Annotated in this window: 13 protein-coding genes; 8 read left to right on the top strand and 5 right to left on the bottom strand. The window is 60.3% G+C overall.

Going from position 1 to position 17,871, the window contains the following annotated elements; translation table 11 throughout:
* Nucleotides 1-11: 11 nt before the first annotated feature.
* On the bottom strand, nucleotides 12-998 hold the full coding sequence (locus AB4Z13_RS20710; RefSeq protein WP_442206676.1) for an NAD-dependent epimerase/dehydratase family protein: 987 nt from the start codon (nucleotides 996-998) through the stop codon (nucleotides 12-14).
* Nucleotides 999-1,658: 660 nt separating this feature from the next.
* On the opposite strand from AB4Z13_RS20710, the gene AB4Z13_RS20705 reads away from it, so the two are divergent.
* The 7 genes from AB4Z13_RS20705 to AB4Z13_RS20675 all read left to right on the top strand — a co-directional run bounded on the left by AB4Z13_RS20705 (nucleotide 1,659) and on the right by AB4Z13_RS20675 (nucleotide 9,958).
* Nucleotides 1,659-3,185, top strand: coding sequence for an ABC transporter substrate-binding protein (locus tag AB4Z13_RS20705; protein WP_442206675.1), 1,527 nt, complete (start codon nucleotides 1,659-1,661; stop codon nucleotides 3,183-3,185).
* Nucleotides 3,186-3,263: 78 nt separating this feature from the next.
* A complete protein-coding gene (locus AB4Z13_RS20700) occupies nucleotides 3,264-4,205 on the top strand; it encodes an ABC transporter permease (RefSeq protein ID WP_442206674.1) in 942 nt (313 codons plus the stop codon).
* Nucleotides 4,205-5,074 carry an ABC transporter permease gene (locus tag AB4Z13_RS20695; RefSeq protein ID WP_442206673.1) on the top strand — a complete coding sequence of 290 codons (870 nt, stop codon included), beginning with the start codon at nucleotides 4,205-4,207 and terminating at the stop codon, nucleotides 5,072-5,074. The genes AB4Z13_RS20700 and AB4Z13_RS20695 overlap by 1 nt, the downstream gene beginning before the upstream one ends.
* Entirely contained in the window at nucleotides 5,075-6,283 is a 1,209-nt protein-coding gene (locus AB4Z13_RS20690; RefSeq protein WP_442206672.1) for an amidohydrolase/deacetylase family metallohydrolase, read from the top strand.
* Between the two features lie 36 nt (nucleotides 6,284-6,319).
* On the top strand, nucleotides 6,320-6,838 hold the full coding sequence (locus AB4Z13_RS20685; RefSeq protein WP_442206671.1) for a RidA family protein: 519 nt from the start codon (nucleotides 6,320-6,322) through the stop codon (nucleotides 6,836-6,838).
* A 51-nt stretch (nucleotides 6,839-6,889) separates the two neighbouring features.
* Nucleotides 6,890-8,086 carry an aminotransferase class V-fold PLP-dependent enzyme gene (locus tag AB4Z13_RS20680; protein WP_442206670.1) on the top strand — a complete coding sequence of 399 codons (1,197 nt, stop codon included), beginning with the start codon at nucleotides 6,890-6,892 and terminating at the stop codon, nucleotides 8,084-8,086.
* A gap of 36 nt (nucleotides 8,087-8,122) precedes the next feature.
* A complete protein-coding gene (locus tag AB4Z13_RS20675) occupies nucleotides 8,123-9,958 on the top strand; it encodes an ABC transporter ATP-binding protein (protein ID WP_442206669.1) in 1,836 nt (611 codons plus the stop codon).
* 57 nt (nucleotides 9,959-10,015) lie between these two features.
* Here the strand turns inward: AB4Z13_RS20675 and AB4Z13_RS20670 are convergent, their stop codons facing one another.
* The gene (locus AB4Z13_RS20670) at nucleotides 10,016-10,213 is read right to left on the bottom strand and encodes a hypothetical protein (RefSeq protein WP_113319998.1); all 198 of its coding nucleotides are present in this window, start codon (nucleotides 10,211-10,213) and stop codon (nucleotides 10,016-10,018) included.
* A gap of 252 nt (nucleotides 10,214-10,465) precedes the next feature.
* Between AB4Z13_RS20670 and AB4Z13_RS20665 the strand changes: the two genes are divergently transcribed.
* Entirely contained in the window at nucleotides 10,466-11,641 is a 1,176-nt protein-coding gene (locus tag AB4Z13_RS20665; RefSeq protein WP_442206840.1) for an adenylate/guanylate cyclase domain-containing protein, read from the top strand.
* Nucleotides 11,642-11,869: 228 nt separating this feature from the next.
* On the opposite strand, the gene atzF is transcribed toward AB4Z13_RS20665, so the two are convergent.
* The 3 genes from atzF to AB4Z13_RS20650 are packed head-to-tail and all read right to left on the bottom strand — an operon-like array spanning nucleotide 11,870 to nucleotide 17,870.
* Complete coding sequence (gene atzF, locus AB4Z13_RS20660; protein WP_442206668.1) at nucleotides 11,870-13,675, bottom strand: allophanate hydrolase; 1,806 nt, start codon at nucleotides 13,673-13,675, stop codon at nucleotides 11,870-11,872.
* A 3-nt stretch (nucleotides 13,676-13,678) separates the two neighbouring features.
* On the bottom strand, nucleotides 13,679-17,218 hold the full coding sequence (uca, locus tag AB4Z13_RS20655) for an urea carboxylase (RefSeq protein ID WP_442206667.1): 3,540 nt from the start codon (nucleotides 17,216-17,218) through the stop codon (nucleotides 13,679-13,681).
* Nucleotide 17,219: 1 nt separating this feature from the next.
* Nucleotides 17,220-17,870 carry an urea amidolyase associated protein UAAP2 gene (locus tag AB4Z13_RS20650; protein WP_113319994.1) on the bottom strand — a complete coding sequence of 217 codons (651 nt, stop codon included), beginning with the start codon at nucleotides 17,868-17,870 and terminating at the stop codon, nucleotides 17,220-17,222.
* Nucleotide 17,871: the final 1 nt, after the last annotated feature.

The following is a 17,871-nucleotide window of genomic DNA, read 5'->3' as shown; positions in this document are numbered from 1 at the left end:
CAGCGTCCTGCCTAGGCCAGCCGGCGGGAGCCCGCCTGGGCAGCCTCTGTCGCATTTATTTTCATCTCCTGCCTGAACCATTCCAGAGTCTTTGCAACGCCTTCCTCATAGCTGATCGCGCACGACCATTCGGGCATCACGTAGTTCGCATTCCTCAGATCTGGCCGTCTGTTTGTCGGATCGTGCGGCGGCGAAGGCTCGAAGACGATCGGAATCCCGCCCATCAGGCGCGAGACATACTGAGCCACTTCCAGGACTGAGATCTCCCGATCGTTCCCGACGTTAAGCGGACCCCTGTAATCCGTTTCGTTCATCCAGAAGTAGCGTGCAAAGCCATCAATGATGTCATCGACGTAACCCCAGCTTCGGGACTGCAGGCCATCCCCGAACACAGTAATGGGGCGGCCGGTCAGGGCCTGGGCGACGAAGTTAGAGACGGCTCGGCCGTCGTCCGGCCGTGTCCTTGGTCCATATACGTTGAAGGGTCGAACGATTTTAAGGTCCAGACCCTGCGTGCGCTGCATTTCGAACAGCAAGGACTCTGTGCAGCGTTTGCTTTCGTCATAGGACGAGCGTGGCCCGGTGCAATCGACCTGGCCCTTATAAGACTCAGGCTGCGGCGAGACCAGCGGATCGCCGTAGACTTCTGAGGAAGAGGTGAAACAGAAGCGGCCTCCTTTTTTCAGAAGGTCCAGAAGACGAAAGGCTCCAATGAGATTTGCCGAGATAGTTCTCTTGGGTTCTTTCATGTACCACGGCGGCGAGGCCGGGGAGGCAAGGTGGTATACTTCGTCAAACTTGTCCGAAGTCTGAAGCTCTTCCACGTCGGACTGCACGAAATGGAAGCGGGGATCCTGGATGTGGGAAATATTCGCCTCACGGCCAGTCCAAAGATTGTCAACAACAACCAGCTTTTCGATGTCGGTGCGATTTAAAAGCCTATCGCACAAATGTGATCCGAGAAAACCAGCTCCGCCTGCTATAAGCGCTTTCTTCATGACTTCTCCAGCAGATGACATATTTCGTTTTTCTGGAATTTAAAGTTCAGAACTTTGATTGTTCAGTTCGGCGAGTGGCGGTTACTTTGGATTTTTGCAACGCCTCTATAGAAAATCGATGCGCCAAGAATGATGTCCATCCATGCACCGTTTTAGAGAAAGGATACCGATGTCCGCCTTCGGTGCACCTCAATGTCCTCGATAAAAAGCAACACAATCGCGTTCTAGCTTTTTTGCGCGCTGGCCAACACGGACTTAAGTCCGACATGGCCTACCTTCCTCTGAGTGAATGCCGAAACGCTTAAAGAGCGAGATGGATGCGCGACCCGCGGCCCATTTAATTCCAGATTGCGCCTCCATAAGATCGAGGCGCGACGCCAAGATCGGGCTCGTTGTTGGCAGTGATCGGCCGCACAAATCTCCCATGAACTCAATCGTCTTGGGCTACGGCTCGAGCAGATCAAGCGCGTCGCACGCAATGGCGGACTCGCCTGTGCCGTTGCGAAACAGCATGAAATTGCGACGATTACGGTTCCGCCCGCGCGCCTATTCATTTCTGCCGATGGAGCCGCTTTCCCGATTGACAGGGCCACTTCCGTCGCTATTCTATTATAAAAACCGACATAACATAATTGTGGAACATTAAACCGGGAGCATAAAATGAAGACACTTGTCGCATTCCTTCTCGGCACTGCGCTGGTCGCATTGCCGACAACTTTGCTGGCCCAGGAAAAGGGTGGTGTTATCAACGTCGCAACGATCGGCGAACCGCCGACGCTTGACCCGATGTCCTCGACTGCCGACCTCGTCGGCATCGTCACGCAGCATATTTTCGAAACACTTTACACCTTCGACAAGAAGTGGAATGTCACGCCGCTTCTGGCTGAAAGCCTGCCGGAAATCAGCGCCGATGGTAAGACCTATACGATCAAGCTGCGCACCGGCATCAAGTTCCACGATAACTCCGACATGACGTCTGAAGACGTCGTCGCCTCGCTGAGCCGCTGGATGAAGATCGCCTCGCGGGGCAAACAGGTCGCAGGCTTCATCGATTCCATCACTGCCGTCGATCCGGCGACCGTCAAGATCGCGCTGAAGCAGCCTTATGCGCCATTGACCTCGCTGCTCGCCTTCAACAACTCCGCCGCCATCATCATCCCTGCTGAAAAGCAGGATGAACCGATGAAGGAATTCATCGGCACCGGCCCCTATATGCTAAAGGAGCGCAAGGCGGACCAGTACATCCAGCTCGTCCGTTTCGATGGCTACAAGTCGCGCGATGGCGAGAGCGACGGTTACGGCGGCGCGCGCCACCAGTATCTCGACGAAATCCGCTTCGTACCGGTTCCGGATGCAAACACCCGCGTCGAGGCGGCCGTTTCCGGCCAGTATGATTATGTCGACTCGATCCCGGTCGAATCCTTCGATAAACTGAAGGCATCGAGCGCGTCGCAGCCGGTCATCCTGAAGCCATTCGGCTATCCGGTCTTCGTCTTCAACACGAAGGAAGGCCTTGCCAAGAATGTCGAGGTTCGCAAAGCAATCCGCCAGGCGCTCAGCATGGAGGACATGCTCGCCGCCGCCTTCGGCAGCACGGATTTCTACACGCTCGACGGCGACATCTATCCCAAGCCGTATGTCTGGAATACCAATGCAGGCGTCGAAGGCAATTACAATGTCGCCGATCCAGAAGGCGCCGCCGAAGCAGCCAAGAAGGCCGGCTATAATGGCGAGCCGATCCGCATTCTGACCAGCCGCCAGTACGAATTCCATTACAAGATGGCGCAGGTTGCGGCCGAATATCTGAAGACAGCCGGCTTTGCCGTCGACCTGCAGGTCGTCGACTGGGCAACGCTGACACAGCGCCGCACCGATCCGAAGCTCTGGGATATCTACATCACCCACAGCCCCTTCCTGCCAGAACCGGCGCTGATCGGGTCGCTGTCTCCAAGCTCGCCCGGTTGGTGGGATACGCCGGCGCGCAAGACCGTCGTCGATGCCTTCACTTCAGAGGTCGATCCGCAGAAGCGCGTGGCACTGTGGGCCGACGTCCAGAAGGCCATGTATGACGAGTTGCCCTACATGAAGATCGGCGATTTCAATGCCGTCTCGGCGAAATCGACCAAGCTCGAAGGTGTCGATCCGGCTCCGTGGCCGTATTTCTGGAACGCATCTGTCAAAAAGTAACGCTCCATCGAAGGATACCGGTGCGCTTGCGCCGGTATCCTTCTTCCATCGTGCCCGTCCGGCACCGGGACAGACTTCATGATACGTTACATTTTTCAGCGCCTGCTTGGCATGATTGTCGTGATGTTCCTCGTCGTCACCATCGTCTTTGTCATCGTGCGCGTTACCCCCGGCGATCCGGCTGCCGTCATGCTCGGCCCCGATGCGACGCCGCAGGACATCGCCGATCTGCGGGCCAGCCTTGGCCTCGATAGGTCGATCGGCGTGCAATATCTCTATTATATCGGCCAGTTGCTGAAGGGCGATCTCGGACAGTCGATCTTCCTCAACATGCCCGTGACGTCTGCGCTGTTCGATCGCGCCGAACCGACCTTTTTCCTGACGATCTTCTCGCTTGTTATCGCCAGCCTCATCGCGCTTCCGATCGGCATCTACGCCGCCTACCGCCGCGGCTCCTTCGTCGACCAGGCGGCAACGACGCTGGCGATGTTTGCCGCGAGCATTCCGAGCTTCTGGCTCGGCCTCATTCTGATGCAGGTCTTTGCCGTGCGTTTCGGTCTGTTTCCGGTCTCCGGATACGGCGGGCCTGGCTCGACATTTCTCGATCGCATGTATCACCTGACGCTGCCTGCCTTCGCGCTCGGCATTGTCTCCTCGGCGCTCATCCTGCGCTTCACCCGCGCCTCGATGCTCGACGTCCTTGGTGATGATTATATCCGCACGGCTCGCGCCAAAGGCCTGATCGAGCGCAGGGTTATCCTCAAGCACGCGCTGAAGAATGCACTGATCCCGATTCTGACTGTTCTGGGTCTCACCGCCGCCGTGCTGATCTCTGGCGCTGTCGTAACCGAGACGGTCTTCGGTCTCCCGGGTGTCGGCAATCTGGTGGTCTCGGCTGTTCTGCGTCGCGACTATCCTGTTATCCAGGGAGCGCTTCTGGTGATCGCCGCGCTCTATGTGCTGATCAATTTTGCGATCGACATGCTCTACCTGCTCGTCGACCCGAGGGTGCGCTACTGATGACGGATATCGCGATCAAACCGGCCGAAAGTGAAGGCCGCAAATTCATCCGCCAGTTTTTAAAGCGCAAGACAGTCGCCGTTGGCTTGCTCATTCTCACAATTTTCGTGCTGCTGGCGATCCTGGCGCCATGGGTTGCACCCTATTCGCCGTCGAAGCTCTCGATCATCAACCGTCTGAAGCCACCGAGCGGGACTTATTTCTTCGGCACGGACGAGTTCGGCCGGGATGTGCTGTCGCGCACCATCTTCGCCGGCCGCCTGTCGCTCCTCGTAGGCGTCGCGGTCGTCGCACTTTCGGCGGCGATCGGGGTCACGCTCGGACTGCTTGCGGGCTTCTTCAAGAAACTCGACACGCCGATCGCTCGCCTGATTGATGCGATGATGGCCTTCCCGGATATCCTGCTGGCGATTGCGCTTGTCGCGGCTCTCGGCCCGTCGCTGACGACTGTCATCATTGCGCTGTCGATCGTCTATGCACCGCGTCTAGCCCGCATCGTCCGCGCCTCGACGCTTGTTATCCGCGAGTTGCCTTATGTCGAGGCCGCACAAGCGCTGGGGATCTCGACCTTCCATATCATGACGCGTCATGTGCTGAGGAACCTGCTCTCGCCGATCATGGTGCAGGCGACTTTCCTCTTTGCCAGCGCCATGCTCGCCGAGGCCGGCCTTTCTTTCCTCGGCCTCGGCGTCAGCCCGGAAATCCCGACCTGGGGCACGATGATTGCCGCTGGCCGGCAATATATCGGTCAGGCCGACTGGATGACGCTGTTTCCGGGCGTCGCCATCATTCTCTCCGTGCTTTCGCTCCAGATGGTCGGTGACGGTCTGCGCGACATGCTCGATCCCAAACTTCGAAAGGACCTTTAAATGACCGGTGAAAAAGTGGGCAAGCCGCTCCTCCTCACCAACGTAAAGCCTGTTGGCTTCGGTGCCGGCACGCCTGATGGGGCAATCGACATTCTGGTCGATGCCGATGGCAAGATTGCCAAGCTTGGCCCGTCCCTGGCTGTGGCCGATGACGTGGCGCGCGTCGACGGCAAGGGTGCCTTCGTCTCGCCCGGCTGGGTCGACCTGCATGTGCATATCTGGCATGGTGGCACCGACATCTCCATCCGCCCGTCCGAATGCGGCGTTGAGCGTGGTGTGACGACGCTGGTCGATGCCGGTTCTGCTGGTGAGGCCAATTTCCACGGTTTCCGCGAATATATCATCGAGCCGTCGAAGGAACGCATCAAGGCTTTCCTCAATCTCGGTTCCATCGGCCTGGTTGCCTGCAATCGTGTTGCGGAACTGCGCGACATCAGGGATATCGACCTCGACCGCATCCTCGAATGCTACGCTGAAAACAGCGAGCACATCGTCGGCATCAAGGTGCGCGCCAGCCATGTGATCACCGGCTCCTGGGGTGTCACTCCCGTCAAGCTCGGCAAGAAAATCGCCAAGATACTCAAGGTGCCGATGATGGTGCATGTCGGCGAGCCGCCTGCGCTTTATGATGAAGTGCTGGAAATCCTCGGCCCCGGCGATGTCGTCACCCACTGCTTCAACGGCAAGGCCGGTTCGAGCATCATGGAGGACGAAGACCTTTTCAATCTCGCTGAGCGCTGCGCGTCTGAAGGCATCCGCCTCGACATCGGCCATGGCGGTGCCTCCTTCTCCTTCAAGGTGGCGGAAGCGGCAATCGCCCGTGGCCTGTTGCCATATTCGATCTCGACCGACCTGCATGGTCATTCGATGAACTTCCCGGTCTGGGATCTGGCAACGACCATGTCGAAGCTCTTGTCGGTCGGCATGCCCTTCGACAAGGTGATCCATGCTGTGACCCATGCGCCGGCATCCGTCATCAAGCTGTCGATGGAAAACCGTCTGAGTGTTGGTGCTACCGCCGAGTTCACGATCTTCGATCTCGTCGATTCCGACCTCGAAGCCACCGATTCCAATGGCGACGTCTCGGTGCTGAAGAAGCTCTTCGAGCCGCGATATGCGGTGCTGGGCAACGAGGCATTCACCTCCAGCCGCTACGTGCCGCGTGCCCGCAAGCTGGTGCGCCACAGCCACGGTTATTCCTACCGGTAAGACCAGAACACAAGACATAGCATCACAGGAGTTTGCGTGAACCAGTCTTCCGCCACCGCCGGCCCGCCCGTTACCACAGGTCAGCCCAGCACGTCGCCCTACGAGCGGCTAGTAGCGCTCGGCATCAAGCTTCCGGCCCCACCCCCGCCGATCGCTAATTTCGTCACCCATGTGCAGGAGGGCAACATGCTTTACCTGTCGGGGCAGGGCCCCCGGGAGCCGGACGGCTTCATGCATGTCGGCAAGGTCGGCGCCGAGGTCGGCGTCGAAGCGGCCTACGCGCATGCAAAGCTCACCGGCATCAATCTGCTTTCCGTCATGCATGAGGCGCTCGGCGACCTTTCGCGTGTCAAGCGTATTGTCAAGCTGCTCGGCATGGTCAATGCCGTACCGCATTTCGTCGATCATCCCTCGGTCATCAACGGCTGTTCGGATCTCTTCATCGATGTCTTCGGCGACGAGGTCGGACAGCATGCCCGCTCTGCCGTCGGCTTCGGATCGCTGCCAGGAAACATCACCGTCGAAATCGAGGCCATCGTCGCGCTCAGGGATTAATGAGGATGCGCATGATTGCTCCTGCCCAACAGATTGAAATTGGAGACACCCATGTCTGAGGACATCCGCACATCGATCGGCCTTCGCCCGGTCATCAACGTTTCCGGCACAATGACCAGCCTCGGCGCCTCGATCGTCGTTCCCGAGGCCATCGCCGCTATGTCGTCGATCCTGCCGCAGTTCGTTGAGGTCAACGATTTGCAGCGCAAGGCGAGCGCGACTATCGCGCGGCTGACCGGCGGCGAGGCGGGCTTCGTGACCGCCTCCTGCTCGGCAGGCATTTCGCTTGCCGTCGCTGGTGCCATCACCGGCAACAACCTGCTCGCTATCGAAAAGCTGCCGGATGTAGTGCCGGAGAAGAATGAAGTCCTCGTCCAGATGGGCCATATTGTGAGCTACGGCGCACCCGTCGATCAGGCGATCCGGCTTGCCGGCGGCATGGTTGTGATGGTCGGCCAGGCGACATCCACCCATCGCTTCCATATGGAGAATGCGATTACCGAAAAGACCGCCGCCGCCGTCTATGTCGTTTCGCATCACGTGGTTGACTACGGCCTGCTGAACCTCAAGGAATTCGTCGAGATTGCCCATGCCAAGGGCGTTCCTGTTATCGTCGATGCAGCCTCGGAATATGATCTCAGGATATTCCTGGAGCAGGGGGCTGATGTCGCGCTCTATTCCGGCCACAAGTTCCTGGGCGGCCCGACCTCGGGCATCGTCGCCGGCAAGAAGGAGCTGGTGCGCAATGCCTTCCTGCAGAATATGGGCATCGGCCGTGGCATGAAGGTCGGCAAGGAAAGCATCTTCGGCGTCATGGCAGCGCTCGAAGCCTGGGAAAAGCGTGACCACGCCGGTATTCGCGAGCGTGAGACTGGTTATCTCAACCTCTGGAAGCAGACGCTCGATGGTCGCCCCGGCGTGACCGCACTGATCGAGCCGGACCCGACCAATAACCCGCTCGATCGCATGCGCGTGATCATCGATACCGATGAGGCCCATATCACCGCCTGGGACCTCGCCGATGCGCTTGGCCGCGGCTCACCGCCGATCATCGTGCGCGATCATGAAGTCGAGCATCGCTACTTCTACCTCGATCCCTGCAATCTGCACCCGGGCCAGGAGAAGATCGTCGCCAGCCGCCTGGCCGAGGAGCTCGACAAGGCGCGCGCCTCCAACGAGATCATCGCGACGCCGATCGAAAACCGAAGCAAGCGACGTTTTGAAGGTGTGCTGAAGTGGCCGGATTGATCCGAGATACAAGGCGCAAATTCTAAGGAAGCGATCATGACAGGCATCCAGGCACAATCCATCGCAACGGCGGAGCCGGTTCTCTCCGTCCAGAACCTGACGACATCGTTTCTGGTCGATGGCGCCTGGAAGCCGGTCGTTCGCAATGTCTCCTTCGATGTTGCACCGGGAGAGACGGTCGCGATCGTCGGCGAGAGCGGCTCCGGCAAGAGCGTGACTTCGCTATCGATCATGCGCCTTCTGCAGGCGGATTCGAGTCGCATCGAAGGCAAGATCATACTCGGCGGGCGCGACCTTCTGGCGCTGCCGGAAGGCGAGATGCGCAAGGTTCGCGGCAATGATGTCGCGATGATCTTCCAGGAACCGATGACGAGCCTCAATCCGCTCTTCACGATCGGCGACCAGATTTCCGAGGCATTGTTGTGCCACCGGCCGATGTCGAAGACAGAAGCACGCGCCGAGACGATCCGCTTGCTCGAAAAGGTGCGCATTCCTTCGGCTGTCTCGCGCTTTAACGAATATCCCCACCGCTTCTCCGGCGGCATGCGCCAGCGCGTGATGATCGCCATGGCGCTTGCCTCACGGCCGAAGCTCCTGATCGCCGACGAACCGACGACGGCACTCGACGTGACGATTCAGGGCCAGATCCTCGATCTGATCAAGATGTTGCAGGAAGAGGAGGGGACGTCGGTTCTGTTCATCACTCATGATATGGGCGTGGTTGCCGAGATCGCCGATCGTACCGTCGTCATGTATCGCGGCGAGCAGGTGGAAACGGGAGTGACACCCGATATCTTCCATCGCGGCAAACATCCCTACACCCGTGCCTTGCTGTCGGCCGTGCCGGTGCTCGGTTCGATGCAAAATTACCAGCGGCCGCTGCGCTTCCCCGTCGTCAATACGGCAACGGGAGAATCAAACATCCCGGTCGAAACGGCCGATACGGTCGCCGCAACATCTCGCCCGGTGCTCGAGGTGAAAAACCTCACTAAGCGCTTCGACATTCATTCCGGCCTCTTCGGCAAGCTGACTGGTCGCGTCCACGCGGTCGAGAACGTTTCCTTCGATCTCCATGCCGGTGAGACGCTGTCGCTCGTCGGCGAATCCGGCTGCGGCAAGTCGACAACCGGACGCGCAATCATGCGGCTGATCGAGGCGCAGAGCGGTTCTGTCATTGCCGATGGCAAGGATGTGCTGGCGCTCGGCAAGGCGGGCATGCGCGAGATGCGCAAGACCGTGCAGATGATCTTCCAGGACCCCTTTGCCAGCCTCAATCCGCGCATCCGCGTCGGCGACGCCATTGCCGAGCCTTATCTCGAGCACAGGATGGGGTCGACCAGGCAAGCCAAGGAGCGGGTCGCGGACCTCCTCGTCAAGGTCGGCCTGACGCCCGACATGGCCTCACGCTTCCCGCATGAATTCTCCGGTGGACAGCGCCAGCGCATCTGCATCGCGCGTGCACTTGCATTGGAGCCGAAGGTCATCGTGGCCGACGAGAGTGTCTCGGCACTCGACGTGTCGATCAAGGCGCAGGTCATCAATCTGATGCTGGACTTGCAGCAGAGCCTCAATCTCGCATTTCTGTTTATTTCTCACGACATGGCCGTCGTCGAGCGCGTCAGCCACCGCGTCGCGGTCATGTATCTCGGCGAAATCGTCGAAATCGGCCCGCGCGCCGCCGTCTTCGGCAATCCGCAGCATGACTATACCAAGAAGCTGATGGCAGCCGTCCCGGTCCCCGATCCCGATCGCCGTCGCGAAAAGCGGGCTGTCGCCAATGACGAGATCAAGAGCCCGATCCGGCCCGTCGAATACAAGATCAAGCCGCTCGGATACCGTGAGGTGTCGCCGGGGCATCTGGTGGCAAACTGAGCGGAGCGGGGGCGGCACTTTCAGCCGCCACGACGCCTAACGCCGCGTCAGGGAACCTTAATGCGTGATATCGTCGGCTCGAAGCTGGTCGATCGCGTCAAGGGCTTCGTCTGCCGTCCAACCGGCGCGCAATGCCGCGGCAACGAGCCGGACCTCCGCCTCCATTTCGAGCCTTAGGTAAAGTCCCTCCAGGGCCTCTTTGGCCGTAACCACGTGATCGTCATGCGGCACAACATCAGCAGTCCGTACGGTCATAGACACGTTCCTTTCCTTCCTCGAAGTGGGGTTGTGCTTCTTGTTAGCGCGATAACAGGTTCTTTTGCGTCCCAGAGGGGAATTACGCAGCAGCGTCGATTTTGTTCCACGCATTTTGCTTCAATCGGCGCGCATTAGATTTTTTGCAACGATGATGCCCGAAGCCCGGGAATGACACGACTGATGGACCATTCATAAAATTGCGGTAGAACGGCAGACCTCCAAAAAATCCGGAGGCCGAAGGACGTGACTATGCCTCGCTTGCAGGAACTGATCGACTGGATCATCGCCGAAGGACTATCGACAGATACCATTGAGACCATTTTGCAGGGCGTTGCGGAACGACTGACGGATCTCGGATATCCGATCCTTCGGGCGTCGATAGCGATGCCGTCGATCGATCCCCTGCAGCGGGGATTTTCGCTTGCGTGGTATCGTTCTTCCGGCTTCTCGACGGAAGTACAAGGGCATGATGAAGCAGGTCAGGAATTGTTCCGGCGCTCTCCCATCTCCTACCTTCTGGAAAACAATCTGCAATATGCCCGCTGGCGATTGCCGCCGGGACCAGATGTTCCGCCGATTCCACTGCTGACTGAGCTGGCGGAGCTCGGGGCTACCGATTATCTGATGAAGCTCGTTTCATTCCCCGGCGATACGGCGCTGGCGGGTGTCAGCTTCTCGATCGCCGTTGATGACCCCGATGGCTTTTCGGACAGGCTGATTGCCGATCTGGAGAGGTTGGTCCCGGCGCTGTCACTCGCCTGCTGCCGGATCGCTACCACACGGGTTGCGAGCGATGTGCTGGCTGTTTATACGGGCACGCGGACCAGCGGACGTATCCTGAGTGGTCATATCAGGCGCGGCGACGGCACCGCGGTCTATGCCGCGATCCTTCTTGCAGATCTCAAGAAGTTCACTTCGCTCAATGAACAGCATCAGCCCGAGCGCATCGTTGCCTGGCTCAACGAACACTTCGAGGCGATCGGCGCGCCGGTCGAGCAGGAGGGCGGCGAGATCCTGAAGTTCATGGGCGACAGTCTGCTCGCCGTCTTCCCTGCCGATATCGACAACCCGGCCGAGGCATGCGACCGCGCATTATCGGCGGCGCGAACTGCCATGAACGCTAATGCTGATGTCAATCGCAGGCGAGCGGAAGCGGGAGAGCCGGAGCTTCTTGTGGATATCGTCCTTCACGTCGGCGAAGTGTTCTATGGGAATGTCGGAGCGGTTCGCCGCCTTGACTTCACCGCCATCGGCAGGGCGGTCAATGAGGCGGCGCGCATGGAGAAGCTGGCCGACGAAATCGGCCACAGCCTGCTGGCATCCGCCGATTTCGTTTTGCAGGCGCCAGGCCGTTTCGAGAAAGCCGGCATTTTTCCGCTCAAAGGCGTCGCTCGTCCAGCCACGATTTACGCCTGGCCGGATTGAAGCGAGTGTCGCGGATGTGGTCCGGGCGTTTTATTGGATCGCGCGCTCGTGCACTGCACGATAATAACTAGCCTGATCGTCAGGTCGGCGGCCGTCATTTCGACCCGTCTCGGCCATGGAGCGGGCTGCGGACCAAGATGACAGGTCGACCTCGTAGCGCGCCCGCACGCGCCACGAGTCCATTCATCAGCAGCCGAACTATGAATTTCACTGCCGTACCCCTCCGGTTCAGGCGGCCGATTTGCTGCGCATATAGCTCCGCCAGCCACCGAGAGCCGTGATCTCCTCGGCCCCCTTCACAGCATGGGCTTCGCAGAGGAAGCACGATATGCTCGAACCGTCCTCCAGCGTGACCTTGCCGATACCAAGCGGGGCAGGGATCTTGGCAACGAAACGGCCGAAGCCCTCTGGGGGCAAGGCCCAGACCTCAATCTCTAGTCCGAGACCGTCATGTCCCGGTTCGCGCACGAGGCCGGGCTTCTGCGGGGTCGTATGAGGCAGCACGAAGAGGCGATAATCACCTGCTGTGCGGCAGGCCCTTACCAACGTGCCGCCCAATGTGGTCAGTTCGTGATTGAGCGGCATGCCTGTCAGATGTGCACCGACCACGGCGATGGCGATAGTATCGTCTGTCAATGAGGCGACGCGGCTCTGCTCAGGGATAACCGCAGCGCGATCGATGCCCATGCCGGCGGCGGCAGCGCGGTGCAGCGCATCGGCAAGGGGAGCCAGCGCATCGTCAGTGAAGGCTGGCGCAATCAGCGTCACGCCACCCGGCAGGCCGTTGTCGCCGAATCCGGCGGGAACAGCGATCGCGGCGCAATCGAGCAGGTTGACGAAGTTCGTGTAGCGGCCAAGCCGGCCGTTGAGCACGATCGGATCGGCCTGCATATCGGCAACCTTGTAGGTCGTCGGTGCCGTCGGCAGCAGCAGCAGATCGGCTTTTGCCCATTCGGCTTCCGTCTGGCGCCTGAGATCTTCGAGCTTGTAGCGGCCGTTGAAGGCTTCGACTGCCGTCTTGCCTTTCGCGCCTTCGATGATCTTGCGAACCGTGGGATCGAAATCGTCGGCGTTACTCGCCAGAAAGTCCTCGACGGCTGCTAGGCGCTCGGCAACCCATGGGCCGTCATAGAGGAGAGAAGCCGCCTCACGGAAGGGCGCATAATCGAAGGGAACGATCGTCGCGCCGAGCGCTTTGGCGCGCTCGATTGCCTGATCATAGAGCGCTTCGACATTGGCATCGCCGAAGAATTCCCGCTCCGCGCCGTCGAGAACGCCGAGCCGCAGACCGGCAACCGGAAGAGTTGCCGGCTTGGCACGCCGCGAAAACGCATCGGTGGCATCGAAGCCCTCGGCAATCTTGCGGATCGCGACCCCGTCGCCGACCGTCGGCGCGAAGATCGTGATGCAGTCGACGCTCTTGCAGGCTGGCACGGCGCCGGTATTCGACAGCAGGCCCGGGGTCGGCTTGATGCCGACAAGATTGTTGAAGGCGGCCGGCACGCGGCCTGAACCGGCCGTATCCGTGCCAAGCGCGAAGGTGGCGAGGCCAGATGCCACCGTCACCGCCGAACCCGAGCTCGAACCGCCTGAAATATAGTCGGCGTCAAAGACCGATCGTGGCGCTCCATGGGGCGAGCGTGTGCCATTGAGGCCGGTCGCGAACTGGTCGAGATTGGTCTTGCCGATTACGATCGCACCTGCCGCCCGCAGTCGTGCGACGACAGTTGCGTCCTTCTCGGGATTATAAGCGAAAGCCGGGCAGGCGGCGGTGGTCGGCAGCTCCGCCACGTCGATGTTATCCTTCACCGCGAAGGGAATACCCCAGAGCGGCAGGCTGTTCGGCTCGGGTGCACGTTCCATCAGAGCTCGTGCTTCGGCCCGCAATGTATCATCAGGCGTCGGCGTGATGAAGATTGCCGGATCCTTCGAGGCGGCCCGACGCGTAATGACGGTCTCGATGACATCGAGCGGGCTTTTGCCTGCCTCATAGGCTGCGCGAAGGCTTGTCAGATCAAGAATGGTCGGCAGCATGGTTCAGCATTCCTCCAGAACAACAATGATATCGCCCGCTTTGACGTTTCGTCCGGGGCCGGCACGCAGGTCGCGAACGCGGCCCGGCGCATGTGCGGTGACGTTGATTTCCATTTTCATGGATTCGATGATGGCAAGCGTGTCGCCAGCCGCGACCGGTGCACCCGGCTCGACCAGAAGTTTCCAGATATTACCGGGCACGGCGCTGGCAACGCCGAAGCAGCCTTCGGGGATATCTCCGTCAGGGCTTTCACCGGTGCCTTCGTCGGTAACGAAGCTGTCGAGGCCTGCCTCCTTCCAGCGCTGGCGCTCGGCGTCGAAGGCGGCCTGCTGGCGAGCCTTGAAGGTCCCGATCGAGACGGCATTCGCCTGCAATTCCTTCTCGTATGCGGCGTAGGAGAATTCCGTTTCCTCGATCTTCACAGGATAGCCGCCATGCGGGAAGGCATTGCGCGCCTCCGTCAGTTCCTGGTGGCTGACGGGGAAGAAGCGGATCTGATCGAAGAAGTTTAAAAGCCAGGGTTTGCCCTTGGCAAAGACCGGTGTCTGCCGCCAGGTGTTCCACACCTGGATGGTGCGGCCGAAAAGCTGGTATCCGCCCGGGCCTTCCATGCCATAGATGCACATATAGGCCCCACCGATACCGACGGCATTTTCCGGCGTCCAGGTGCGGGCTGGATTGTACTTTGTGGTCACCAGCCTGTGGCGCGGATCGACCGGTGTTGCGACCGGCGCGCCAAGATAGACGTCGCCGAGGCCGAGCACGAGATAGCTCGCATCGAAGACGACGTCGCGTACGGTCTGCTCGTCTGCCAGCCCGTTAATGCGGCGGATGAACTCGATATTGGACGGGCACCAGGGCGCATTCGGACGGACGAGTTCCTGATACTTGCGCATGGCAAGTTCCGCATCCGGATCGTTCCAGGAAAGTGGCAGATGCACAATGCGGCTCGGCACCTTGACGTCCTGGGCTGCCGGCAGGCTCGCCTCGATCTCCGCCAGCAAACCGAGCAGGCGTTTGCGGGTCAATGCCGTACCGTCATAGTGGATCTGCAGCGAGCGGATGCCGGGCGTGAGATCGATGATCCCGGGCAGGCGGGCCTGCGATACGGCCTGCATCAAGAGATGTACCCTGAGCCGCAGGGCGATATCGAGCGTCATCGGTCCATATTCGACCAGCAGATTGTCATCACCCTGGCGGCGGTAGACGACAGAGACAGGTCCGCCGTCGCTCTTGCCAATAACAGGCGAGCCTGTCTCTTCTTTCGCCCGATGCACGATCGGCCCGGCAATCGGGTCCTCAGACCGCGTGACGGGATGGAAGCGGATGCGATCGCCCGGCTTGAACTGGCCCATCTTCCATTGCTCGTCGCGAGCGATCACCGCCGGGCAGACGAAGCCGCCGAGGCTTGGCCCGTCCGGTCCGAGGATGATCGGCATGTCGCCGGTGAAATCGATCGCGCCGATCGCATAGGCATTGTCATGCAGGTTGGAGGGATGAAGGCCGGCTTCGCCGCCGTCGCTGCGCGCCCATTTCGGCGCGGGACCGATGAGGCGTACGCCAGTGCGGGCGCTGTTGAAATGCACCTCGTAGCGCGTCGAAAACAGCGTCTCGATATCGCCATCCTGAAAGAAATCAGGCGCGCCATGCGGACCGTAGACAACGCCGACCTCCCATTCGCGCGTCAATTCCGCTGGTTCGATTGGTGGCTTTGGCGGTTCGGCGGTGGCCTGACGGGCAAGATGCAGCACATGGCCGGTCTTCAGCGTGCCGGTGGCGTTGCCGCCGAACTGGCCGAGCCCGAAGGTGGCGCGGGAGCCCAGCACGACGGGAGCGGAAAAACCGCCCGCCACGGCGAGGTAAGCTCGCTGCCCTGGCCCATCGATGCTGCCGATCGAGAGGATCTGGCCAGCGCGGATTGTTGCGGCTTCGTCATGCGGCAGTTTCACGCCGTCGACGCTCATCGCCATCCTCGCGCCGGCAAGGGCAACCACCGTGTCGGTATGGAAACTCAGCACCGGGCCGGAGACCGTCAGTTCCAGTGCCGCGACCATATCACCATTGCCGACGAGACGGTTGGCGTGCCGGAATGAGCGCTCGTCCATCGGACCGCTCGGCGGCACGCCGACATGCCAAAGGCCGAGCCTGCCCGGCAATTCCTGAATGCTCGACTGCGCGCCCGGGGCGATCACCTCGATAACGTCAGGCACGAAGGAAAAGTCCCGCAACGCTGTGGTGGCCACCTTGCCGCTGGCGAGAAGCTCGGAGCCTGCGATGGCGCGAAGATAGTCGAGATTGGTCTCGATACCCGATATCGACGTGCCAGAGAGTGCTGCCCTCAGCTTCTCGATTGCCGCCGGACGATCCTCGGCGGAAACGATCAGCTTGGCGAGCATCGGATCGTAGAAAGGCGTCACCTCTGTGCCGGTCTCGATCCAGCCATCGAGGCGGACATCTTCGGGGAAGACAACCTCCGTCAGCAGGCCGGCACTCGGGCGGAAATCGGCATGCGGCATCTCGGCATAGACGCGCACTTCGATCGCTGCTCCCTCCGGCTGTAGCGCCTCGGAGCCCGAAAGCACGTCCTCGCCGGCGGTCTGGCGGATCATCCATTCGACGAGGTCGATGCCGAACACGGCTTCCGTAACGGGATGTTCGACCTGCAGGCGGGTGTTCACCTCGAGGAAGTAGAATTCCTCACGTATGGGATCATAGATAAATTCGACGGTACCGGCGGATTCGTAGGAGACAGCCGAGCCGAGGTCGATGGCTGCCTTGTGCAGGCGAGCGCGGGTTGCAGCCGAAAGACCGGGAGCGGGGGTTTCCTCGACCACCTTCTGGTTTCGCCGCTGCAGCGAGCAGTCGCGCTCGCCGAGCGCGATGACCTTGCCTTTGCCATTGCCGAAGATCTGCACCTCGACATGCCGCGCCTCCGCCACGAAACGCTCGATATAGACGCGCGCATCGCCGAAGCTTGCCCGCGCGGTGCGTTGCACGCTTTCGAAGGATGCCTTCAGGCTTTCGGGATCAGCGCAGAGCTGCATACCGATGCCGCCGCCGCCGGCCGTACTTTTCAGCATCACGGGATAGCCGATCGTTTCTGCCGCCGAGAGCGCTTCATCGGCGCTCGAGAGCAGGCCGGTGCCGGGCAGGAGTGGAACGCCGCTCGCCTTGGCGAGTTCGCGCGCCGTATGCTTCAGGCCGAACGCGGAGAGGTGTTCGGGCCGCGGGCCGATGAAGGCGATGCCTTCGGCGGCGAGCCGCTCGGCAAAACCGATATTTTCCGAGAGAAACCCATAGCCGGGATGCACTGCTTCCGCCCCCGTCGCCTTGCAGGCGGCGATGACGGCATCGACATTGAGATAGCTTTCGCTCGCCGGTGCCGGCCCAAGGCGGATTGCTTCATCGGCCACCATTGCGGGTTTGGCGAAGCGGTCGGCATCGGAATAGACGGAGACCGACGCAATGCCCATGCGCCTCAGGGTCTTGATGACCCGGATGGCGATTTCGCCTCGGTTGGCGATCAGGACTTTCTTGAACATGTCAGTCCTCGCCATCCCAGATCAGCACCCGGATCGGCGTCGGATCGAAACCGTTGCAGGGATTATTGATCTGCGGGCAGTTGGAGATGACGCAGAGCACGTCCATCTCGGCGACGAGTTCTACATAGTCACCCGGCGCGGAAATGCCGTCGACGATTGTCATCTCGCCATTCGGCTTGATCGGCACGTTCATGAAGAAGTTGATGTTCGGCACGATATCGCGCTTGCCCATGCCGTGCTTGCTGACTTCAAGCACGAAATTGTCGCGGCAGGCGTGGAGATATTTTGTGCCATGGCCGAAGCGCACGGTGTTGCTCTCGCAGGAGCAAGCGCCGGCCGAGGTGTCATGGCGGCCGCAACTGTCGGCCGTCATGGTCAGCATGACATTGCCTTCGTTCGACACGATTTTCGTACCGATGCCGATATAGGCGGCACCCTGCATGCGCATCGTATCCTGATTGGAATAGCGCTCGGAGACATCATCGGCACGATAGAAGAGCGTGTCGATCGCCTGCTGGCCGTAGCTGTCCTCGATGCGGATTGTCTGGCCCTTGCGCACGATGCCGGACCACGGCGCTTCGGCCGCGATGAAATGATCCTGGGCGGCATTTTGAACGCTGCGGGCAGGGGAGGTCTGGATGAAATCGGACATC

This window comes from Rhizobium sp. YAF28, assembly GCF_052113285.1.
Lineage (GTDB): Bacteria > Pseudomonadota > Alphaproteobacteria > Rhizobiales > Rhizobiaceae > Rhizobium.
This window is presented reverse-complemented; position numbering and strand designations above follow the sequence as displayed.